We start from the raw sequence: 23124 nt of genomic DNA on the forward strand, positions 1-23124 counted from the left end.
CCCCTTACATATTTTAGGTCTTTTTTTATTGTGCGTAACTGACCTGCCATCTTCAAACAGGAGGGCCGGAAGAAGCAGACCGCTAACACAGTACATACAAAAAGGAGACATGAACGATGAACATCAAAAAGTTTGCAAAACAAGCAACAGTATTAACCTTTACTACTGCACTGCTGGCAGGAGGCGCAACTCAAGCGTTTGCGAAAGAAACGAACCAAAAACCGTATAAGGAAACGTATGGCATTACCCATATCACCCGCCATGATATGCTGCAAATCCCTGAACAGCAAAAAAATGAAAAATATCAAGTGCCTGAATTCGATCCGTCCACAATTAAAAATATCTCTTCTGCAAAAGGCCTGGACGTTTGGGACAGCTGGCCATTACAAAACGCTGATGGCACAGTCGCAAACTATCACGGCTACCACATCGTCTTTGCATTAGCCGGAGACCCTAAAAATGCGGATGATACATCTATTTACATGTTCTATCAAAAAGTCGGCGAAACTTCTATTGATAGCTGGAAAAACGCTGGCCGCGTCTTTAAAGACAGCGACAAATTCGATGCAAATGATTCAATCCTGAAAGAACAAACACAAGAATGGTCTGGTTCAGCTACATTTACATCTGACGGAAAAATCCGTTTATTCTACACTGATTTCTCCGGTAAACATTACGGTAAACAAACACTGACAACTGCACAAGTTAACGTATCAACGTCAGACAGCTCTCTGAACATCAACGGTGTAGAGGATTATAAATCAATCTTTGACGGTGACGGCAAAACATATCAAAATGTACAGCAGTTTATCGATGAAGGCAACTACAGCTCAGGTGATAACCATACGCTGAGAGATCCTCACTACGTAGAAGATAAAGGCCACAAATACTTAGTATTTGAAGCAAACACTGGAACTGAAGATGGCTACCAAGGCGAAGAATCTTTATTTAACAAAGCATACTATGGCAAAAGCACATCATTCTTCCGTCAAGAAAGTAAAAAGCTTCTGCAAAGCGATAAAAAACGCACAGCTGAATTAGCAAACGGCGCACTCGGCATCATTGAGCTAAACGATGACTACACTCTGAAAAAAGTGATGAAACCGCTGATTGCATCTAACACAGTTACAGATGAAATCGAACGCGCGAACGTCTTTAAAATGAATGGCAAATGGTATCTGTTCACTGACTCCCGCGGATCAAAAATGACAATCGACGGCATCACATCTAATGACATTTACATGCTTGGTTATGTTTCTGATTCCTTAACTGGCCCATACAAGCCGCTGAACAAAACAGGCCTCGTGTTAAAAATGGATCTTGATCCTAACGATGTAACCTTTACTTATTCACACTTCGCTGTGCCTCAAGCTGAAGGAAACAATGTCGTGATTACAAGCTACATGACAAACAGAGGCTTCTATGCAGACAAACAATCAACATTTGCACCAAGCTTCCTGTTGAACATCAAAGGCAAGAAAACATCTGTTGTAAAAAACAGCATCCTTGAACAAGGACAATTGACAGTTAACAAATAAAAACGCAAAAGAAAATGCCGATATCCTATTGGCATTTTCTTTTATTTCTTATTAACATCATAAAGGTGAATCCCATATGAACTATAAAAAAGCAGGCAAATGGCTAACCGTATTCCTAGCCTTTTTAGGAATATTGCTGTTTATCGACTTATTGCCAAACGAAGAACCTGTCAAAAAAACTAAATCAACACATAAGCCGAACTACCGGGCGGCATATCATTTTACGACGCCAGATAAATGGAAAAATGATCCCCAAAAACCGATCTATTTTGATGGACAGTACCATTATTTCTATCTGTATAACCGAGATTACCCAAAAGGTAACGGCACAGAATGGCGCCATGCCGTATCAGAGGATTTGGTGCATTGGACTGATGAAGGCGTGGCGATTCCGAAATATACAAATCCAGACGGCGACATTTGGACCGGTTCTGTCGTGATCGATAAAGAAAACACAGCCGGATTCGGAAAAAACGCGCTTGTCGCGATTGTGACACAGCCTTCAGCCAAAGACAAAAAGCAGGAGCAACATTTGTGGTACAGCACAGACAAAGGAAAATCATTCAAGCCTTACAGTGATAACCCTATTATGCCTAATCCGGGCACAGACGACTTCAGAGACCCGAAAGTCATATGGGATGACCAGGACAACAAATGGGTAATGGTCATGGCTGAAGGAACAAAAATCGGCTTTTATGAATCCGATAATCTAAAGGACTGGCGTTACACAAGCGGATTCTTCGCAGAGCAGGCGGGAATTTTGGAATGCCCCGACCTCTACATGATGCGGGCAAGCGATGGAACGAATAAGTGGGTTCTCGGCGCCAGCGCGAACGGCAAACCGTGGGGCAAACCAAATACGTACGCCTACTGGACCGGAGGCTTCGACGGAAAAGAATTTACAGCGGATCAAACCGCACCGCAATGGCTTGACTACGGCTTTGACTGGTACGGCGGGGTGACGTTCGAAGACGGTAAAAGCACAGATCCATTAGAAAAGCGTTATGCGCTTGCCTGGATGAACAATTGGGATTACGCCAACAACACACCGACAATGAAGAATGGCTTTAACGGCACAGATTCTGTCATACGTGAACTCCGGCTGCGGGAGGAAGATGGCATATACAGCCTCGTCTCACAGCCGACCGAAGCTTTGGAGCAGCTGACCGTTTCAACTGACAAAGTAGAGGATCAAGATGTGAACGGATCAAAAACACTGTCGATCACAGGTGATACGTACCAGCTTGATATGGATCTTTCTTGGTCAGAGCTGAAAAATGCAGGCGTCAGACTAAGAGAATCGGAAGACCAAAAACGCCATATTGATGTCGGCATTTTTGCCGAAGGCGGCTATGCATATGTCAACAGAGCGGCCACAAATCAGCCTGACAAAAGCAATACTTATGTTGAAAGCCAAGCTCCTTACGATGTAAGCAAACAGAAGGCGCATTTGAAAATTCTTGTCGATAAAACAACGATAGAAGTATTTGTCGGCGACGGGAAAACCGTTTTTTCAAATGAAGTGTTCCCAAAACCTGAAGATAAAGGCATGACTCTTTATTCTGAAGGCGGCACAGCCTCATTCAAGAATATAACGGTGAAACATTTGGATGCGGTTCATGAATAAGAAACAGGTGCAGCGCGGGCTGCACCTGTTTAATTTTCTAACTTTTAATTCAAATAAAGGAAGCTAAATCAGATGTTTTTTAAAATTAATCTTCAAAGACTGCTCTAATTAAATTACTTTTTGAAAGCCACAAGGCAGAAGGAAGAGTAGATAAAATCCCGAGTAACGGACTTATTAATAATATGATAAGGATGACCATATACGGAATTTCAAGATTATTTACATCTAAAGCTGATAATAAGTTGTAACCCAATACGATACTTGAAATTAACCCCATTATACTTCCCGCTACAGAAATAACAATCCCTTCATATAAAGCGAGTCGAACAATTTGCCATGGCTTACCTCCTATTGCTCTCATCATCGCAAACTCCTTTTTACTTTCCCTTAAATTGCTTGCCATACTATTCATTAAGCCAACAAGAGCAATTAAGGTGATGATAAACACGCTGCTTCCCAATAATACAATGCGCTGTTTGTACTGTTGATAAAATTTATCCATTTCTTCTTTTCTATCATACAAAATGGTATCTTGATATTGTGGGTTTTCCAGCAATTTCTCAATACTCGCCTTTATATGACCTTTTTCACTTTGATCCTTAATATTAAAAAATATTTGTTCTGTTTTTTGAAGATGAAATAACTCGTTTAATGTATTCTCATTAGTAAAGAATCTCAAATCTTCATCAGGCAAAATAGGTACTTCATCAACCACACCGACAACACGTAATGTAAATGGCTTCTTGCCAGAAACTTCACTTAAATCATCTGGTTCCAATGTGACTACATCTCCAACTCGGAACCCAATGTCCTCAGAGAATTGTTTTGTAATGACTGCTTCATAATCTCTAAGATGATCAATCCGGCCTTTCACAATGTCAAAAGGAATGATGTTTTGTACTTTTTCCAAATTCAGTCCGCCCACACTCGTTAAAATTTCTTTTTTTCCGTTTATCGTCATAAATTGCCCGTTCCAGTTTGAATCTACTCTTTTTATATCTAAATTTATAGTATGTGTTAATATGCTTGTTTGGACTGGAATTGCTTCAACTCCGTTCGTATTATCAAGTTGTTTTATAATAGAAGAAGAGAAACCTGGTTCATATGAGGCTTCGGTAGCCTGTATTACATAATCAAGCGGATATTGTTTTGATATTGTTTTTTCTGTTTGACTGACAACAGCTTGCAAAATCATAAACCCAACTAATCCAACAATAACTGCTAACGTTAATACTCTGGCAATTTGCTGACTTCTTCTCATCCTTTTCAGAGCATTTCTTCCGGCAATCATGCTTTCCATTTGATAAAACGGCCTTAAGAGAAAAGTAAGTACCGTTACAATGATCCTCAATATTACAGGAGTCATCACAAACATGATGAGTACAAATGATACACCCAACAGAATACTGAAGCTTCCACTTCCTCCACTTTTATGCACTGAAAATGTCATAATTGCCAGCAAGAGCAAAATCATGGTCAGAGCGATAATGGTTCTTTTTGAATCTGCTTTACTTTCACTAATTTTTTGGCTGTATGCAGCTATAGGAGAAAGTCTGCTAGTCGATAAAGCTGGTATTGTTGCTGCTAATACAGTCAAAAGAATGCTTCCAAAAAACGAAATGATTATACTTATTGCCGGGATTGATATTGATTGGATGGAATAGCCTATAAATTGTTCAGCAATATTGGACAAGGAGTAACATAGTACAGTACCTGTAACCGTTCCCAATAATGCAGCCATAATACCTATCAGCAAAGCCTCCCAGATGACCATATAAAACAATTGGGCAGGCTTTCCGCCTAATAGTCTTAATGTTGCTAATTCTTTTTGTCTTTCTTGAACTGACATTTGCAATGTACTGACTACGATTAAAAGGCTGCCTAACAAGACTGTAATTGATAAACCATTGACAATGGGTTTTAACCCACCCAGTTGTTCTTTCTCTGTCATCATCGCCTTGCGTTTATCAATGGATATACCTTCAAAATGCTCCTTTAAATCCTCTATCACTTTTTGTTTATCTGCTGATTGATCCAATTTCATCATGACTGCCGTTGCTTTATTTTGATTATGAGTTTGTGCTGCGATCCAATCATAATCAAAAATGAAGATATTATTTAATTGTTCTCTTTCATTCAAAATACCTGAAACACGTACATTTACATCTTTCCCTGGAGGAAAAGGTAAACTAATTTCAGAATGAATATCCAATCCCTTAGATTTTGCATATCGAGCCGGGATCACCACTTCCTTAGACTGCGGAAATTCACCTTTATCAATGGAAACCAGCGGGTGCTCCATAGCCAATTGATTATGTTTAAAGCCTATATAAACAGGCTGGGCTGCAACAGCTGCTGGCATATTTTCGCTTGCATACGGAAAAAGCATCGGTGTTATTTGATTTACATCTGGAAATCCTTTTATCGTTTGCAGATCGTTCGCACTCAGTTTTTTGGTTGAACCGTTATAACCTGAAATTAAATCGAAATTACCGTACTTTTCCAATACTGATTTCTCATTTGATTGTTCTAAAGTTGCCATCATGATTTGCGAAATAATGAGCAGCATAACTCCAAGACTAATACCGATCACAGCAAATAAAGACCTGGCTCTTCTTGCTTTTAAAAATCGCCAAGCTAATTGAGCAGTTAATTTCATGCGTATACATCCTCTAATCTTTTAGTGATATGGCTTAAATTCACTTTAGGAGTCGCAGTCAGCTGAATATCTCCTGCTAATTCCCCATCCTTCATAAATACAATCCGATGAGCATGTGAAGCCACATTTGCATCATGCGTCACCATGATAAGCGATTGGTTTTTCGTATCGCAAAAGTGTCGAAGAATTGTTAAAATATCATTACCAGTTTTTGTATCAAGACTTCCAGTTGGTTCATCTGCTAATACGATACTAGGTTCCATAATAAGCGCTCTTGCAATTGCAACCCGCTGCTGCTGTCCTCCTGACATCTCGGACGGATAAGAAGAAGCGAGTCTTCCAATCCCTAATAATTGCAGCAAATCATTTGCCTTTTTATTTACAGACTTATCTTTCTTTCCAGCAAGGAGTATAGGCAGCGTCACATTCTCCTCTGCTGTAAGCACAGGAATCAAATTAAACAACTGAAAAATAAAACCGATATTATCTCTTCTGAGTTGTGTAATTTGGGACTCATTACAATGAGATAAATGAATACCGTCTAGTGTGACTTCTCCTGAAGTTGGTTTATCTAGCCCTGACAGCATATTTAATAACGTAGACTTTCCAGAACCACTAGGACCCATAATAGCTGTAAATTCACCTTTTTTTATATCCAAATCAATATTTTTCAGTGCAAAAAATTGGTTTGCGCCCTCTCCATATGACTTTGATAACTTTTTGGTTTGAAGGACTGAAGTTCTCATGTTTTTCACCTCATTTTATATTTCAAATTCATTTTAAATAATTAAACTCAATAGGGCGTTAATAAAATATCAATAAAATATCAAGATTTATTTATGCATATTCCGCAATTACAAAAAAACCGTCATAATGTTATTCAGGAACAAAACAGAAAGGAATGTCGATAATGAAAGAAACTATTTTAGTCGTCGATGATGATGCGGAAATTATTGAACTGATGAAAGACTTTCTGGAGATCGAGAATTACAATGTCCTAACAGCATTTAATGGAGAACAAGCCCTCTCCATTGTCAACAAACAAGAGGTCGACTGTATCCTACTGGATGTAATGATGCCGGGGGAATCAGGCTTTACGATATGCAAGAAAGTAAGAGAAGTAAAGGATGTCCCTATCTTATTTTTAAGCGCCAAAGAGGATCCAACCGATAAAATCAGAGGATTAAGTGTCGGCGGTGATGATTATATTGTAAAAACGGCAACACCAGGTGAGATTGTAGCCAGAATCAAAGCAGTGAGACGGCGTTCCGGACAGCAAAAACCCGGACACTCATTCAACGGCCTTACAATTGATTACTTATCCCGTGAAGTACATAAACACGGAAGAAAAGTCTCCCTAACCTCAAAGGAATTTGACTTATTATCTCTGCTTAGCAGACATCCCCATCAAGTATTTACGCACGATCAAATTATCCAACTTATATGGGGAGAGCATTATAGTGACCCGCATACAGTAAGGGTATTTATCGCTAGAATCAGAGAAAAAATTGAAGAAACCCCCTCTCAACCACGCTGGATACTAACTGTCTGGGGTGTCGGATACAAATTTGCGGAGGGAGCCTAAACATGTTAAAGGGGCATAAAAAAAGAAGAATGACAATAAAAAAATGGCTGTTTCTCTTCATTATTGCATTTATTTTGCTCCCCATACTTACTACAAAAATGGCCGTCCATTTTTATAATGAATCAAAAACAAATTCTATTGAAATAGAGGATATAATGCCTTGGCTGCAACAAAACATTCTAAGTGAGCCGGAAAATTGGAACAAAAAAGAGTGGCAAAAACAAATACGTTCTAAAACTGATGAGCTTCATATAGGGATACGTTTGCTGAACAAAGATCAAAAAGTCTTATTTTCAACAGTAGAAGAACCACATAATCATCAGATTACAAAAATAGGGCAAACAGCAGATTACTCAGTTGGAAGTACAAACTTTCTTCTTGAAGAATATTATGTATATAAGAAAAAAAAACTCGCAGGCATTTTATATGTTCAAGATAAAAGGCCTGCCCTGCAAGCTTTCGATGGCCATGAAAACAGTTTTCTAGAACAGTATGGAGGGGTGTTCATCGCATTATTTGTTCTCCTGATGCTTTTTGTGACAGCTGCATGGTTTATGAATAAACATGTGTTAATTCCATTGATAGCACTGGAGAAAACATCTCAGCTCATTTCAAAGCAGGATTTCAATTTTTCTCTTCCTTCTTCACGTGTGACAGAAATTCATGAAGTATCAAACGGGTTTAAGTCCATGCAGCTGCAGCTAAAGACATCATTAGCCAAACAACAATCTCTTGAAAACGAAAGAAAACTGTTTATTGCTTCTATCGTTCATGATTTACGAACACCAATATTTACAATTCGGGGATATCTAGAAATAATAGAAAAGCAAATACACCAAAACCCTGAAAAAGCAAAGAAATACATTCTGACATGCAGAAATAAAGCGGATATGTTGAATCATTTAGTGTCAGACCTATTCTCGTATACGAAGCTAGAATTTTATAAAGAAAAACCAAATGTAGAGTATGTAAATCTAAACCGTTTACTTGACGATTACTTGAACGGTTACTCTGCAATATTAGAGGAAAAGGGAATTCGTCTCATAAAATCAATTCCTGAAGCTAATACATTTGTTTATGCAGATCCCAGACTTTTTTCCAGAGCTTTTTACAACATAGTAGACAATGCGATAAGATTTTCTTTTGAAAACAGTGACATTTATGTTTCGCTGTTTGAAGAGGAAAAATATGCCGTCATTGCCATTCGGGATAAAGGAAAAGGGCTGCATGAGTCTGAGTTAGACCAGATTTTTACGCCGCTCTACAGAGGAGAAAGTTCTCGCAATCGAAAAACAGGAGGAGCCGGATTGGGCTTAGCAATAAGTAAAGAAATTTTAGAAGTGCATGGAGGTCAAATTACGGCAGAAAACCACCATAAGCAAGGGGCCGTTTTCAAACTGTATTTGCCTTTACCTCATAAATCATGATTCATTTTCAAATGTTCTTTTGACTGCTGCTTAATATAAAGAAAGAATAATAAAGAAATAACTGTAAACGAAAGCATACAATAAAAGCATAGAGCTTGAATATAAAATAAGGATACATACATTAAGTAGATAGAAAACAACCAGCCGATAGCTGTCAGAAAAAGCAGCAATTTATGTTTTAGCCTTTTATTCATATTTAACATCTCGATATTAAAAAGCATCACATATCCTACTATACCAATTAATGATACCGGCACATTCCCAATCATAGAATATTTACTATTGTTCACAGCATCACACCCATTTGTCGGACAAAAGTAAACTGACCCTGTACTCCACTTACTTATCAAGAGATAAGTAGACAGTACAATTCCAATGAGCAATAACGTTTTTTTCATAGTTGCTGCTTCCTTTCTGTTATAGAATAAAGAAAGAGCGGTGATTTTAACACACCGCTCTTTATCTTTTTATTATACTTACGGCGTACATCTGTCACCTTTAATTGTTGTACAAATACAACTTGTGCGTGTTGACGTTGTCACCAAGACATATTTTCTATCAGAATCATCTAGCGTCCAGTTTTCTGTACCCCAGCCGCCGCATCCTTGAATAAGCTCTTCTGCTGCACCGAATTCGATTAAAGAAGGTTGTGAGTATGCTTTCATTAACGTACACGTCCTTTTCCAATATTTTTTGTCCAATGCTGCAAGGAAGTAATTGTACTACATTTTGTTTACATTACAATACTGGTGTGCATTTTGTTCCAGATAAGCTAGTGCAGATACACAGCTTTCGGCCGCCAGTAGTCATCCATACATATTTTGAATCAGAATCATCCATTGACCAGTTTTCAACACCCCAGCCGCCGCATCCTTGAATAAGCTCTTCTGCTGTACCAAATTCAATTAAAGAAGGTTGACTATACGTTTTCATTTTCATATCTCCCCCATAAATAAAATTTAATATATTTAATGCTGAATACAGCATTGGACACTAAGTTACTTTCTTCAATTCTGAATCTAATGTCTCTTTAAACTCTTTAGCAGATGGAGCTCCATAAATGATTTTTGTCCCTATTATTAAAATTGGAGTCCCCTGAAAACCTAACTTTTTAAATTCTGCTTTTGTTTTTCTTATTTCTTCTTTCGTTTCCTCATGATCTAAATCATCGTTGAACTCGTCTTTATCTAGCCCAATTTGATCGGCTAACATCTTATATAAATCAGATGGATCATCTGTTTTACCCAATTTAGACGCATTATCGAATAATAATCTGCTCATATCCCAAAACCGGTCTTGATTTTCTGCTGCAATGGCGGCTGCAGATGATTCGTATGCGTTTTTATGTTCTTCCATTGGTATATGTTTAAAAATATACCTTACAAGCTGTTTATCAATATAATTTTCTTTAAACTTCATGTTTACCAAATCGTCATTTAGAATCTTGCAAGCTTGACATCCATAATCTGAAAATACAATCACATTTATCTTAGCTTTTGAATCGCCTTCTGATGATCCTGTATTCACTTCAAAATTATTTGTATTAATTTCCTGGCTATTGGAAGTGACATTTCCAGTGAAAAACAACTGATAGATAAATATACCTGCTATAAATAAAATACTGAAAGGAATGATGAATCGTTTCAATTTGGCTCATTCCTCCTTCTCGATATCCATAAAACCCCTCCTGTAATACCGCTCAATATGAGTAGCCCTACTGAGGATAATAAGTATGCGTCTTGATTCTGATCATTTTGTAATTGGTTCATCAGCTGATCAACCTCTGTCCCGGATTTTTGATCATCTTCTATTAAACTATCTGTTGCTTTAATCGTTTCTTGTTTCTTTTGATAAAACATAAACCCGGAAATAAGACTGCCTACTAAAAATAAAAGACATACAGATATGAGTAGTTTACGCATTTTTATCTCCTTATTATTTAGTTTACTTCAGCCAGTTCAGTATTATTTTGCGTATGGTATAGTTCCCGGTAGAGCCCTTCTTCCTCCATGAGCCGTTCGTGGGTTCCAGCTTGTACAATTTCTCCTTTATCTAATACATAGATCCTATCACTAGATTGGGTGACAGACATTCGATGAGCAATCGTTATAACTGTTCTGCCTTTTGTTAACTCATTCAAGGCATTTTGCACAATATACTGGGACTTTGAATCAAGTGAAGATGTGGCTTCATCAAGAATAAGAATACTAGGGTTTTGCAAGATGGCTCTGGCAATCGCAATTCGCTGTTTTTCTCCACCTGAAAGCTTATATCCCCGTTCTCCGACTATCGTGTCATAACCATCAGGTAAACCTATAATTTTCTCATGTATATACGCTTGTTTCGCCGCTTTATGGACCTCTTCAATTGAAGCATTTGGATTTCCTAACATGATATTTTCTTTAATAGAAGTATGTAGCAAGTACACTTCTTGAGAAATCATTCCTATATACTTTGATATATAATCAGAACTTATTCTCTCTAGATCATGACCATCTATATAAACCCCACCTTTATCCGGTTTATATAATCTCGTCAATAAATAGGCAATTGTTGTTTTTCCAGAACCGCTAAATCCTACTATTGAAACTTTTGAACCTGCCGGTATGCGGATCGATAAATTTTTAAGTGTTTGTTCTTCTTTTTTGTAACTAAACGTGACATCGCGCAATTCGATATTCCCTTTTATATCGTGAATAATAATTGGATCTTTTGGTTCCTCTAGTTCTGGCTTCATATCAAGATATTCAAAAAATCGTTCGAACGTAATTTTTGCGCTTTGAAGCATGATGCCGATACGTCCCACTTCCTGAATGGGATTAAATAGAGAAGCAATGTACCCTGATAATGCAACTGCCATACCGGCGCTAATTTCAAAAGGACCACCAGGTCTTCCAAACCAGTAGACAAACAAAGGAGCAATAATAGCTGCTAAAGCGAGCAGATTATCAAAAATAGAGCCTAATAATTTTTGTTTTAGTGTTAGCTTATTGATTTCTAGTACTACATTCTTAAATGTTTCAAAAGTTTGCCGGCGTCTTCCAAATATCTTATTTAGAATTACGCCATTAATGCTGATATTTTCTGTAAGAAAAGAATTCATGAAGGAAATGTTAGTAATAAGTTTTTTGCTATATTTATAAGCAAATCTCCCAATTAAAGGCATAGGAAGAAAGAACAAAGGGATCAAAAGCAATATAACTATCGAAAGCTTCCAGCTAATCGCTACCATTGCAATGAAAGTGACTACCAAAGATAATGCTGTTTGTGAAGTATAAACAATAGGTTTAAAGACTGTATTGGCTATACTTTCAGCCTCGTTCGTTAAACGTGAGGTGATTTCACCTATTTTCGTATCAGTGAAAAATCGTATAGATTGCTGATAAAGTTTACGGAAAAGTCCCTCTCTTACATTGAAAATAATCTGATTTGTGAAAATTGTGATGAGGATATCTTGAACAACATGCATTACAATTTGGCATATCCCAATTGCCAGAAGAATCATGATTAACTTTTCTAACCCAAACTTGCTTGTCCCTGAAAAGCCTTTATCAATGATTTCAGCAACAATAATCGGCGTAATTGGGCTTAGTATAGACTGGACAAGTATAGTAAAAATGATAAAAGAGAGAAGCCCCCACTTTTTTCCTGCTAGAGAAAAAACTCGTTTCCAAGTGAAAGAGCCATTCATTTGTGTAGTCATCACTGTAACATCTCCCTTATCACTTCATTAACATTCAAAGAGATAAGAGCCGCTAACAATACTGTATATCCCAGGTTAAACATTACTTTTTTTGCTGAAATCTTTTCGGGTGCATGCAATCCAAAACAGCCACAGCCGAACGGCAGAGTTTGATTAAGCTTTAAGGACATCAGCAGTAAAAACATCAGTTGCAGCAATATGCCAATGAGTAATCCCACTACTCGAAATGATTCTGCAATAATCATCATTCCTACCACTAGTTCAACCGGACCTATTAAAGCAGCCAGAAAAAGAGTAAACGTTCCTTTGAAAAACAGATGGTAACTTTCAATAACCCTTCCAAAAGCATATGGATTTTTTAATTTTCCAATGCTGCTTTTGATGAAAACAAAACCTGCTCCTATATACAAAACATTCATAAGTATCTCATTCAGTAACATCATGAGTCCTCCCAGATTCTTATACAGCGTGACTGTTCATTTTTGAGATGGTTTCTGATAAAAACTTATTTACTTTTTCTAACTGTAACTGGTCTGGCCCTTGACAGTGAACAGATTGTTTTGTTCCATTTTTAACGAATATCAGCGTAGGGGTATACTGTATTTCAAAGTGATCTACATACGGAAACACCGGAGAGCTTTCTGTCTCATAGTCGTAATTCTCAAGCGTATTAATAATGGCAAAGGGAACTTTAGTATCTTTTAAAGCACTATGTAGCATGTTCATATTCCTAATGACATTTCGACAAGTCATCTCATCAAAAAATAATATAAACATCTGACGCTCATTCTTCAAAAGTATATCCAGCTTTTTAGTATCAGTGACCAAATGGCTTAAAATCCATTTCGTATGAAGTATTTTTTTGGTTGTAACTATCACTCCAATTACCAAAACTAATAAAGGGATACTATACAGGAAAAGGCTCATTATGTTCCTCCTTTTGATACGTATGCTTTTGCAGCCACAATTCAAGTGCTAATGCAGCAAAATAATCCATCCCTTTACTCAAAACACCGTGCCTGTATTCGACAATTTTATCCCGGAATTTACTGCCTTTTATGATACCCAGCTCTTCTAAAACTAAATGTTTCAATTGAGGAAACAACCTAGGCCATTCATTTTTTAATCCTGCAAATATTAGGGCATCATTAGACGTCTTGTCTTGCCTGTTCCGCACTTCATCAGGAAGATATCCCTTCATTGATTGCCTCAGAAGGACTTTTGTTTGAGCATCTTTAATCTTCTGGTCTAATGGAATACTGAAGATAAATTCGATAAGCTTCACATTTAAAAATGGATATCTGGTTTCAATTCCTAATGATTCGGAAAAAAATTGAGCAAAACCAAAGCCTTGAGACCTTTCAATATACTGGTACATCATTTTTAACCCAGGATCTTTTATTCGATTTTCCATTTCATGTCTTTCTTTTGCTTCATCATAATACTTATCTAGAAGGACAGTTTGATCCTCATGTTTCCCTTTAAGTGCGGAGAACCCAAATTCCTTTAGCGCGCCAGAAAAGGTATAATTATATGAGGCCGCTAATTTAGAAGTTTCTTTACAAAGCTTCAAAAATTGAAAATTTCGAATGAATTTAGAAATATAATAAGGGCTAAAACCAAAAACCTGATCCCCGGCATAGCCGTTTAAGACAACTTTAGTATTGCTTTGTAAGACCATGCGGTATGTTTCGGCCAGCATTCCATATGATAGTTGATTTTTACTGGGCTCATCAGTTGAAATAGAATAATGAGGAAAATTTTTCAGAATCCAAAGATCATCACTATTTACAAATTTATAGTTTTTCTCTTTGTATTTGTCGAGAACATAGCTGATATAAAACCTTTCATCAGAATCCTTATATTTATCAAAAACACAAGATATCGGATAAACATGCTCGACATCATATTGTTTAGCTGCTGCATAAATAGAAGTCGAGTCCAAGCCTCCGCTCATGAAGACACCTGTATTTGTCATTGATCGCATTCGGGCTTTTACTGAGTGAAAAAAAATGTCTTGAAATTGTTCAATGTAATGATGAGGGTTTTTATATATTGTTTTCTTTTTAGGATCTAGCTTCCAATAAGGCGTAATACGAAGTGTTCCATTCTTAAGAGTAAGGAAACTCCCCTTTGGCAATCTTTTAACGCCAAGATACGGTGTGTCTTCTTCCGACTGTATCCCTTTTCTATATAAGAAGTCTGCTAAATAATCTTTATTCCAATCACTGACTTGATAGGTCTTGTGAATAGCCCGAATCATGGAGGAAAAGAGAAATGAACTGGCTGTCACCTTATAAAAAAATGGCCGAATCCCTAAAGGATCCCTCGCGCAGAATAACTGTTTTTCTTCTGCATCCCAAATACAAAAGGCAAAATCGCCTTCCAGTTTTGTTACAGCATCCTCTTTCCATTTCTCGTATGCCCCTAATATTAACTCTGTATCCGATGTGCGGTGAAACTCTTTTTTTATATGTAGATCTCGATAGAGTTCCTTTCGATTATCTATGCGGCAATCTGCAGTAATATAATAATTTTTAAATTTTGACTTTATAATCTTTTTTTCATACACTGATTCCGTATTAACAAATAAACTCGTTTTACCTAGTGCCACATTTTTATCAACCCATGCATTTTGGTGATCATTTCCTATTAATGAAATGGAACGTATCATTTCATTCAAACAATCTATGTCAGCAGGGCTTTTATCCAAATGATATAAACCGCAAATACCACTCATCGTCTACCGCCTCACATTTTTCTATATTCTTTCGTATGAAATTGATGTATCAAATCATTAACAAAATCTTCTGAATCATTAATGACTTGTCCATTAAATTCAAGCCAAGCATGTGATGTAAAAGGTTTCTTTTTTACGCCGATCACCAAGTCAATTGGTATACCCTTTTTATGAAAAATATGATAACTCGCAACTGACCGATGAAGACATCTCGCCTTCCCAAAAAAAAGAAAACAAACTTTCTCAACCACTCCTAGTACCATTTCTATAAACTTTAATTCTTTTTCTGTGATGTCCCTTAAAGGATCCAAAGGGGCAGGAGGAGACAAATAAGTGTGATAAACCTGTTTGAACCCTTCTTTTTTTAAGCTCTTGTCAATCTGTCTAACTATTAAAAAGGCTTTAACGTAATAGAATATCTTCATTAATCTCATGACCACGAAATTAATCCTTTATTTTTTAATTCTTTCAAAAAAATCTCTATATCCCTAATCACCTCGTAATGTGAAGAATTATACGTTTCACTGATGATTTTCAATATGTCATCAAATCCTTTCTTCTGCTCAATCAATTTCCATATATCTAATCCTACTTCATCAAGTCCGTAATAGGTCCCGTTTTCAATATCTAGTAAAACCCCTTCATCATCTGACTCAGTTAGTTTTACATTTCTTATAATGTTAGGTTGTTTTATATTCACGTTTAAAACCACCTTTGTTTGATTTGACATAAATATAAGCTTTTAGCGATTTATATCCAATAAAAAACAATTAACAGGATAAAAAAGCAGGATAAAACAATTTTTTCACGGGATGAATGGTTCTATCGACAAAAAATGAACTCCGCCCCCATTGAACTAGTATGAATATGCTATAAAATATGAGGCGTCTTCCCTTTCAGGAGGAATTGTTTTATTTTAAGAAAAAATCGTATTGTAAACACAAAACAAACATGATATCTTAAATACAAATAGTAAATTTATAACAAATTTGTTTTTCACCCTACAATCTTTTCTTCTTGATTTACATTTATTAGAATTAAAAAATTACCCTGTAGAAAAAGAGAGGGTCATTATGTTGTGGAGTATTTTAAATTATTCCATTGGAGAACTTTCAATTTTTTTCATTTTGATTTTGTTTCTTACAGATTTAAAAAGGATTTTCATTTTCTCTTTTTTTCATTTCTTCATTATGTTAAACAGCGGTCAATCTTTACTTTACTTTTCGGAAAATTCAATATTATTGTTGATGTTTTTAGGTTTTATATGTAAACTAAGTATGCGTTTCTCGATGGTTATCACACTTTCAATAATGTTTTCTCAACTTATGGCAAAAGTGATCTCATTATTGATTGTTAGTAACTTATCTATATCCCCCATATCGCTGATTTTCACCCTTATATATTTGTCCATAAGCATACAATCAATATTCTTCATTTCATTCATTAATAAAGTATTTTCATCTGAAATTAGTAAAACACATAAAAGAATTATCCTGATGTTATTTTTGACCATTACATTATCGCTGTTTCTATCGTTGCTAAAACTCCCTAATAAATTTCATATATTTTTTCTAGCTCTCTTACCATTCCTGATTTACATACTACTAACAAGATTGATTAAATTATTACAAGCTGATTCTAATCTACTTTTAGAAAGAAAATACTCGAAAAAAATTGAAGATATCATACTCTCATTAAGAAGTAAAAAACATGACTTTTCAAACCACTTACACGTTATAAATCACTTATTTAAATCAAAAAGGTACGAGGATTTACATATATATTTGAATGAATTATGTGCGGATCTGGATGTTTCACAGACTTTAATTCATTTAAACAATAGTTCTATTGCCGGCCTATTACAGTCAAAATACGAGGCAGCTAAAAAAAGAAACTTATCCTTTCATATCGAGGTCAAACATTTAATGCCGAAAACGAGCATGCAAAACTATGAGCTAATACAAGTAATCGGCAATTTACTGGATAATGCATTTGATGCTGAATTTGAGGCAACAAAAAATCAAGATTCAATAGTTCCTCAAGTATCAGTTAGAATCAGTCAGCTTTTAAATTCATTTTTGGTTATTTCTGTTCATAATGAACATTCTGTTATACCTAAGCACAAACACTCTCTTATTTTTAAAGAAGGATATTCTACAAAATATAAACATACCGGCCTAGGCTTAGCTTCAATCAAAAAAGTGATTGATAAAGCACAAGGACGGCTTGAAGTAAACAGTTCTGAAAAAAACGGCACTACCTTTTCAATTTTTATTCCTATAATAACTGATAAAATAATTGAAAAAGAAGGTGGACAAGTTGGTTAATGCAGTCATTGCTGAAGATAATCGCCATGTTATGGATATCCTAAAAAAATTTTTGATAAGAAAAAATGTAGAAATAGTAGGAGAAGCATCTGATGGTAAAACAGCCTTTCATTTAACCGATCAGCACCAGCCACAGCTGTTATTTGTTGATATTGATCTCCCTCAGCTAGACGGCCTATCATTAGCTAAACTTGTAAAAACCAGATATCAGAATATAAAAATTATTTTCACTACAGGTTATAAGGAATATGCATGGAAAGCATTTGAAATTGATGCCATTGACTATTTAGTTAAACCGTTTACAGAAGAAAGGTTAAGTATTTGTTGGGAAAAAATCAAAAAGAACATACGGTTGAATTTGCATTTTGAACCTAAAGACTTTTTATTATTAAAGAATGATAGGGGAATTGATTTTGTCAAAACAAAAAATATTGTTTATATTACTTCCGAACAAAGATATACAAAATTTGTAACATTATCCCATGGTACAAAAAAAATTATAAAAACTCCTGAAACCTTGAAGTCAATACAAGAACAGTTAGACCGTAAGAAATTTACTCGAACTCATAAGAGTTATATCGTAAATTTAGATTATGTCAAAAGAATTGAACCATCCGGTCAAACCTATATGATCTACTTTGATCAAATTAACGATTATGCTTATTTAAGCAAACACTACTTAAATCATGTATATGATATTTTACAATAGAAAAAATTATCCCCTGTTAATACTTCTAACGTTTTAGTTACACTTTTTCAGGTGCAGCGCTTGCTGCACCTGTTTTTTTATTAGAGCGGTATTCTCTGTTACATATTGGGCATTGTAAGGAATATAAGGCTGGTTTCTAAGGAGGAAGCGGATGTCTAAACAAGGAAATTTTCAAAAATCAATGTCGCTGTTTGATCTGATTTTGATTGGGATGGGTGCCATCTTTGGATCAGCATGGCTGTTCGCCGTCAGTAATGTCGCTTCAAAAGCAGGACCCTCGGGCGCTTTTTCCTGGATCATCGGCGGAGCCATCATTCTGTTAATCGGGCTCGTGTACGCGGAGCTTGGGGCTGCTCTGCCCCGTACCGGAGGCATCATTCGATACCCCGTTTATTCACATGGCCACCTTGTCGGCTACTTAATATCATTTGTCACGATTGTCGCTTACACAAGCCTGATTTCAATTGAAGTGACGGCCGTGCGTCAGTATGTGGCCTATTGGTTTCCCGGCCTGACCATAAAAGGATCTGATTCGCCGACCATTGCAGGCTGGATTTTGCAGTTTGCCTTGCTATGCTTGTTTTTCTTGCTGAATTATTGGAGTGTCAAAACCTTCGCTAAGGCAAATTTCATTATATCGATTTTTAAATATATTGTACCGATTACCATCATTATCGTGCTGATCTTTCATTTTAAATCGCAGAATTTATCTGTTGAGGGATTTGCGCCGTTTGGTTTTACAGGTATTCAGGCTGCAATTTCGACTGGTGGCGTAATGTTTGCATATCTCGGCCTGCACCCGATTGTCGCTGTTGCAGGAGAAGTGCGCAATCCAAAACGCAACATCCCAATCGCTTTAATCATTTGCATCATCGTTTCAACCATCATTTACACTGTTTTGCAGGTCACCTTTATTGGTGCAATCCCGACAGAAACGCTTAAAAATGGATGGCCGGCAATCGGGCGGGAGTTCTCATTGCCGTTTAAAGACATTGCAGTCATGCTCGGTTTAGGCTGGCTTGCAACGCTTGTTATTTTAGACGCCATCCTGTCTCCCGGAGGAAACGGGAATATTTTCATGAACACGACGTCTCGCCTCGTTTACGCCTGGGCGCGTAACGGCACATTATTTGGCATATTTTCAAAGGTCAATAAAGAAACGGGAACACCCCGTGCTTCACTCTGGCTTTCGTTTGCCATGTCGATTTTCTGGACGCTCCCCTTCCCTTCGTGGAACGCGCTTGTCAATGTCTGTTCTGTCGCGCTCATCCTTTCTTATGCAATTGCACCAATTTGTTCAGCAGCGCTGAGGGTCAATGCGAAGGACTTAAACAGGCCGTTTTATTTAAAAGGAATGAGCATTATCGGGCCGCTTTCCTTTATCTTCACAGCGTTTATCGTGTACTGGTCAGGATGGACAACTGTTTCCTGGCTGCTCGGCTCGCAGCTCGTCATGTTTTTGATCTATCTCTGTTTCAGCAAATATGCGCCTCAAGAGGATGTCAGCCTTGCCCAGCAACTGAAATCAGCGTGGTGGCTTATCGGTTTTTATATCATGATGCTGATCTTTTCCTATATCGGCTCTTTCGGAAACGGTTTGGGCATCATCAGCAATCCCCTCGACCTCATTTTAGTCGCCATCGGCTCACTTGCGATTTACTACTGGGCAAAGTATACCGGGCTTCCGAAAGCTGCTATTGATTATGATAAATAAAGAAGCAAGATTTTTTCTTGCTTCTTTATTCTTTACAAACACTCATTCCCACGATAAAATGAATGATAGTCAGTCATTACAGGAGGTGTTCCACATGCCAAAACAATCATCGGGCAAATATGAAAAAATTCTGCAGGCTGCCATTGAAGTTATTTCTGAAAAAGGTCTCGATAAGGCCTCTATTTCTGATATTGTCAAAAAGGCCGGAACTGCCCAAGGAACGTTCTACTTATATTTCTCATCTAAAAACGCTCTCATTCCGGCAATTGCAGAAAATCTTCTCACCCATACGCTGGACCAAATCAAAGGGAAACTGTATGGAGACGAGGATTTTTGGACCGTTTTAAATATATTAATTGATGAGACATTTCTCATTACAGAACGCCATAAGGATATTATCGTTCTCTGTTACTCCGGACTTGCGATCGACCACTCCATGGAAAAATGGGAGACGATCTATCAGCCTTATTATTCTTGGCTTGAAAAAATCATCAATAAGGCGATTGAAAACCATGAGGTAACTGAAGGAATCAATGCAAAATGGACAGCAAGAACAATTATCAACTTGGTCGAGAACACTGCAGAACGATTCTATATCGGGTTTGAACAAGATGAAAATATCGAAGTGTACAAAAAAGAAATCTTTACTTTCTTAAAACGAAGCTTAGATATTGCTTAAAAAAATGACTGGGTAACACCGCTCATTTTTTAACGCCTTAAAATGACTGACATTCATTCATTATACTGGAGAGGTGTTTCATTTGCATTGGGTGCTAGTTTTGATTGCAGGGCTTTTAGAAGTTGTTTGGGCTTCTTCCCTCAAACATGCCGATTCGCTACTGGATTGGATCATCATTTTTATTTTGATTGCGATCAGCTTTATCCTGTTGATCCGCTCTTATCAAAAAATCCCGATGGCCGCGGCATACACTGTATTTGTCGGAATCGGAACCGTCGGAACATATATTACTGGAATTGCTTTGGGCGAATCTTTCTCAGCAGCCCAAATGTTTTTTTTAGCTTTATTGCTGGCAGGTATTTTAGGAATGAAGCTATTCACGAAAGAAAGCAAATCTCAGCCGGGAGGTGAAAAATAATGGCATGGTTTTTATTAGTGATTGCCGGTTTAGAAGAAATAATAGCTGCTGTTGCGATGAAATATATAGACGGAACAAGAAAAAAATGGCCGATCATTGTGATGACTGTTGGTTTTGGCCTATCCTTTTACTGCCTATCACAAGCGATGCTGATTCTGCCTGCCGGGGTCGCTTATGCCGTTTGGACCGGCATTGGCAGTATTGGCGTTTCTGCGGTCGGGTTCATCTGGTTTAAGGAGCGATTTCAGCTTTCACAGGTGATTTCTCTTTGCCTAATCCTCACCGGCGTCATCGGACTGCGTCTTACGGCTTAATCATAAGATAAGGGCATATACAGCTGTATATGCCCTTGCCATTAATCGTCTTGATGCTTTTGTAGATGAAGCGGCGGCGGGATGAGCCAGCCTTTGTTTTTTAGCAGTCTTAAGTATTTTGCACCGGTTGCCGCTTTCGATACATGGAATTGCCCAAACATCATGGCAATATCCTCACGAATGGACTGCCCCATAATTTTGCTGCACGTCACAAGGCCTGCAGCATTTTGCGCTGCCGCAGAGGCCGCCACATCCGGATCAAGAAACCGCGCACCCGGCGGAATATCTTTGAGATCTGCAGCCGGCGGTTCAGGAGAAGCCGGCGGGAGCGCCACTCCGTTTTCTTTCAGGATCGCATTGACCTGTTTTATTTCGTCTTGGCACTTCTCAATCGATTCACGAAGCAGCTTTTTCAGGTCGTCATCACCGACATGATGCAATAACATCTGATAATTGCCGACCATTTTATTGCCCGCCATCACATAACTCCACAAGCTGAATACCTCACCATAATGCATCGGTTCATCCTGGGGATTTCCGCTTAAAATACCCATGTTCATCCTCCTCGCAAATTCAATATCATACATCTCATAACGTGCCCTAGAGGAGGAAAATTTATGTTGCGGCGAGAAAGATTTATAAAACAAAAAAGACAAGAGCGGCAAAATGCCAAACCCTTGTCTTTTCTGTTGTTCTATTGGACGCGCTCGGAGGGATTCGAACCCCCGACAGACGTGGTACCGGAAACCACCGCTCTATCCAACTGAGCTACGAGCGCATGTTGACTGTGTTATGAGAACGTCAGCACAACTAATTATACGATAATTCCATTGAAATAACAACCCTCTATTTCAAGAGGCCGTTTTTTACATCAGGCACATCATCTTATTTGGCAATCTGACATACGATGGTTTGAACCCCTGTATTTTTGGGGAAAATGGGAAAAAGAGACGACTTTGCATATCCAGCCAGCTTTTTGTTTGACCTTTATTGACCAAAAATGTATCATGTAACTACATACTTACCTAAAAGGTGAAGGAGGAGCATTATGAATTTAATACCTACAGTCATTGAACAAACGAACCGCGGGGAAAGAGCGTATGACATTTATTCTCGTCTATTAAAGGACCGTATCATCATGCTTGGATCTGCGATTGATGACAACGTTGCGAACTCCATCGTGTCACAGCTTTTATTCTTAGAAGCAGAAGACCCTGAAAAAGATATTTCTATTTACATCAACAGCCCGGGCGGCTCTATCACAGCCGGTATGGCGATCTATGATACCATGCAGTTTATTAAGCCGAAGGTATCTACAATTTGTATCGGTATGGCTGCATCAATGGGTGCGTTCCTGCTTGCTGCCGGCGAAAAAGGCAAACGCTATGCGCTTCCAAACAGTGAAGTCATGATTCACCAGCCTCTTGGCGGTGCGCAAGGTCAGGCGACAGAAATTGAAATTGCCGCGAAACGCATTCTCTTGCTTCGCGACAAATTAAACAAAGTTCTTGCTGAACGTACTGGCCAGCCGCTTGAAGTGATCGAACGCGACACAGATCGCGACAACTTCAAGTCTGCTGAAGAAGCGCTTGAATACGGCCTGATTGACAAAATCCTGACTCGCAACACAGAAGAACAAAAGTAATACTGCACAACCTGCAAGAGCTATGTCTCTTGCAGGTTT

General features: G+C 37.7%; 25 protein-coding genes and 1 tRNA gene. 11 read left to right on the forward strand and 15 right to left on the reverse strand.

Annotated features, from left to right (window positions below):
• Window positions 1-116: 116 nt before the first annotated feature.
• Window positions 117-1538, forward strand: coding sequence for a levansucrase (sacB, locus tag M0696_RS17360; RefSeq protein WP_166848129.1), 1422 nt, complete (start codon window positions 117-119; stop codon window positions 1536-1538).
• A 76-nt stretch (window positions 1539-1614) separates the two neighbouring features.
• Window positions 1615-3165 (forward strand): glycoside hydrolase family 32 protein, encoded by a 1551-nt coding sequence (locus tag M0696_RS17365; protein ID WP_248602207.1) that lies wholly within the window; start codon window positions 1615-1617, stop codon window positions 3163-3165.
• A gap of 85 nt (window positions 3166-3250) precedes the next feature.
• Here the strand turns inward: M0696_RS17365 and M0696_RS17370 are convergent, their stop codons facing one another.
• Window positions 3251-5824, reverse strand: a complete 2574-nt coding sequence (locus M0696_RS17370) for an FtsX-like permease family protein (protein WP_248602208.1) — start codon at window positions 5822-5824, stop codon at window positions 3251-3253.
• Window positions 5821-6570: an ABC transporter ATP-binding protein gene (locus tag M0696_RS17375; protein ID WP_166848106.1), complete on the reverse strand. Its 750-nt coding sequence runs from the start codon at window positions 6568-6570 to the stop codon at window positions 5821-5823. The genes M0696_RS17370 and M0696_RS17375 overlap by 4 nt, the downstream gene beginning before the upstream one ends.
• Before the next feature lie 164 nt (window positions 6571-6734).
• Here M0696_RS17375 and M0696_RS17380 point away from each other — a divergent pair, with 164 nt between their 5' ends.
• Both M0696_RS17380 and M0696_RS17385 read left to right on the forward strand, forming a co-directional pair.
• Window positions 6735-7409: a response regulator transcription factor gene (locus tag M0696_RS17380; protein WP_166848103.1), complete on the forward strand. Its 675-nt coding sequence runs from the start codon at window positions 6735-6737 to the stop codon at window positions 7407-7409.
• Between the two features lie 2 nt (window positions 7410-7411).
• Complete coding sequence (locus M0696_RS17385) at window positions 7412-8836, forward strand: sensor histidine kinase (protein WP_166848100.1); 1425 nt, start codon at window positions 7412-7414, stop codon at window positions 8834-8836.
• On the opposite strand, the gene M0696_RS17390 is transcribed toward M0696_RS17385, so the two are convergent.
• From M0696_RS17390 to M0696_RS17440, 11 genes are all read right to left on the reverse strand, one after another.
• Window positions 8824-9234 carry a vitamin K epoxide reductase family protein gene (locus M0696_RS17390; protein WP_052500088.1) on the reverse strand — a complete coding sequence of 137 codons (411 nt, stop codon included), beginning with the start codon at window positions 9232-9234 and terminating at the stop codon, window positions 8824-8826. The two genes, M0696_RS17385 and M0696_RS17390, sit on opposite strands and share 13 nt — an antisense overlap.
• 78 nt (window positions 9235-9312) lie before the next feature.
• The gene (locus tag M0696_RS17395) at window positions 9313-9501 is read right to left on the reverse strand and encodes a hypothetical protein (protein WP_044445617.1); all 189 of its coding nucleotides are present in this window, start codon (window positions 9499-9501) and stop codon (window positions 9313-9315) included.
• A 73-nt stretch (window positions 9502-9574) separates the two neighbouring features.
• Window positions 9575-9769: a hypothetical protein gene (locus M0696_RS17400; protein ID WP_044445618.1), complete on the reverse strand. Its 195-nt coding sequence runs from the start codon at window positions 9767-9769 to the stop codon at window positions 9575-9577.
• A 60-nt stretch (window positions 9770-9829) separates the two neighbouring features.
• Window positions 9830-10483, reverse strand: a complete 654-nt coding sequence (locus M0696_RS17405; protein ID WP_222142076.1) for a DsbA family protein — start codon at window positions 10481-10483, stop codon at window positions 9830-9832.
• Window positions 10480-10758, reverse strand: a complete 279-nt coding sequence (locus M0696_RS17410) for a hypothetical protein (RefSeq protein WP_044445620.1) — start codon at window positions 10756-10758, stop codon at window positions 10480-10482. The genes M0696_RS17405 and M0696_RS17410 overlap by 4 nt, the downstream gene beginning before the upstream one ends.
• Before the next feature lie 17 nt (window positions 10759-10775).
• Complete coding sequence (locus M0696_RS17415) at window positions 10776-12539, reverse strand: ABC transporter ATP-binding protein (protein ID WP_175271360.1); 1764 nt, start codon at window positions 12537-12539, stop codon at window positions 10776-10778.
• Window positions 12539-12982 (reverse strand): MauE/DoxX family redox-associated membrane protein, encoded by a 444-nt coding sequence (locus tag M0696_RS17420; protein ID WP_166848088.1) that lies wholly within the window; start codon window positions 12980-12982, stop codon window positions 12539-12541. The genes M0696_RS17415 and M0696_RS17420 overlap by 1 nt, the downstream gene beginning before the upstream one ends.
• Before the next feature lie 16 nt (window positions 12983-12998).
• Window positions 12999-13466 (reverse strand): hypothetical protein, encoded by a 468-nt coding sequence (locus tag M0696_RS17425; RefSeq protein ID WP_222142077.1) that lies wholly within the window; start codon window positions 13464-13466, stop codon window positions 12999-13001.
• Entirely contained in the window at window positions 13447-15279 is a 1833-nt protein-coding gene (locus M0696_RS17430) for an asparagine synthetase B family protein (RefSeq protein WP_166848081.1), read from the reverse strand. The genes M0696_RS17425 and M0696_RS17430 overlap by 20 nt, the downstream gene beginning before the upstream one ends.
• An 11-nt stretch (window positions 15280-15290) precedes the next feature.
• The gene (locus tag M0696_RS17435; RefSeq protein WP_044445624.1) at window positions 15291-15713 is read right to left on the reverse strand and encodes a lasso peptide biosynthesis B2 protein; all 423 of its coding nucleotides are present in this window, start codon (window positions 15711-15713) and stop codon (window positions 15291-15293) included.
• On the reverse strand, window positions 15710-15979 hold the full coding sequence (locus M0696_RS17440; protein ID WP_166848078.1) for a PqqD family protein: 270 nt from the start codon (window positions 15977-15979) through the stop codon (window positions 15710-15712). Before M0696_RS17440 ends, M0696_RS17435 begins: the two co-directional genes overlap by 4 nt.
• Window positions 15980-16775: 796 nt before the next feature.
• On the opposite strand from M0696_RS17440, the gene M0696_RS17445 reads away from it, so the two are divergent.
• From M0696_RS17445 to M0696_RS17470, 6 genes are all read left to right on the forward strand, one after another.
• Complete coding sequence (locus M0696_RS17445; RefSeq protein WP_261311230.1) at window positions 16776-17606, forward strand: sensor histidine kinase; 831 nt, start codon at window positions 16776-16778, stop codon at window positions 17604-17606.
• Window positions 17599-18315, forward strand: a complete 717-nt coding sequence (locus M0696_RS17450) for a LytR/AlgR family response regulator transcription factor (RefSeq protein ID WP_072565311.1) — start codon at window positions 17599-17601, stop codon at window positions 18313-18315. Before M0696_RS17445 ends, M0696_RS17450 begins: the two co-directional genes overlap by 8 nt.
• A 151-nt stretch (window positions 18316-18466) precedes the next feature.
• A complete protein-coding gene (gene aspP, locus M0696_RS17455; protein WP_166848069.1) occupies window positions 18467-20029 on the forward strand; it encodes an aspartate/proton symporter AspP in 1563 nt (520 codons plus the stop codon).
• Window positions 20030-20123: 94 nt separating this feature from the next.
• On the forward strand, window positions 20124-20708 hold the full coding sequence (locus M0696_RS17460; protein WP_222142078.1) for a TetR/AcrR family transcriptional regulator: 585 nt from the start codon (window positions 20124-20126) through the stop codon (window positions 20706-20708).
• 82 nt (window positions 20709-20790) lie between these two features.
• Entirely contained in the window at window positions 20791-21126 is a 336-nt protein-coding gene (locus tag M0696_RS17465) for an SMR family transporter (protein WP_166848063.1), read from the forward strand.
• A complete protein-coding gene (locus M0696_RS17470; RefSeq protein WP_166848060.1) occupies window positions 21126-21440 on the forward strand; it encodes a DMT family transporter in 315 nt (104 codons plus the stop codon). Before M0696_RS17465 ends, M0696_RS17470 begins: the two co-directional genes overlap by 1 nt.
• A 41-nt stretch (window positions 21441-21481) precedes the next feature.
• Here the strand turns inward: M0696_RS17470 and M0696_RS17475 are convergent, their stop codons facing one another.
• Entirely contained in the window at window positions 21482-21994 is a 513-nt protein-coding gene (locus M0696_RS17475) for a DUF3231 family protein (protein ID WP_166848057.1), read from the reverse strand.
• 148 nt (window positions 21995-22142) lie between these two features.
• Window positions 22143-22218, reverse strand: a tRNA-Arg gene (locus M0696_RS17480).
• Window positions 22219-22488: 270 nt separating this feature from the next.
• On the opposite strand from M0696_RS17480, the gene clpP reads away from it, so the two are divergent.
• On the forward strand, window positions 22489-23085 hold the full coding sequence (gene clpP / locus M0696_RS17485) for an ATP-dependent Clp endopeptidase proteolytic subunit ClpP (protein ID WP_003219849.1): 597 nt from the start codon (window positions 22489-22491) through the stop codon (window positions 23083-23085).
• Window positions 23086-23124 lie beyond the last annotated feature (39 nt).

Origin of the sequence: Bacillus rugosus, assembly GCF_023238245.1 — a bacterium.
GTDB classification, from domain to species: Bacteria; Bacillota; Bacilli; order Bacillales; family Bacillaceae; genus Bacillus; species Bacillus rugosus.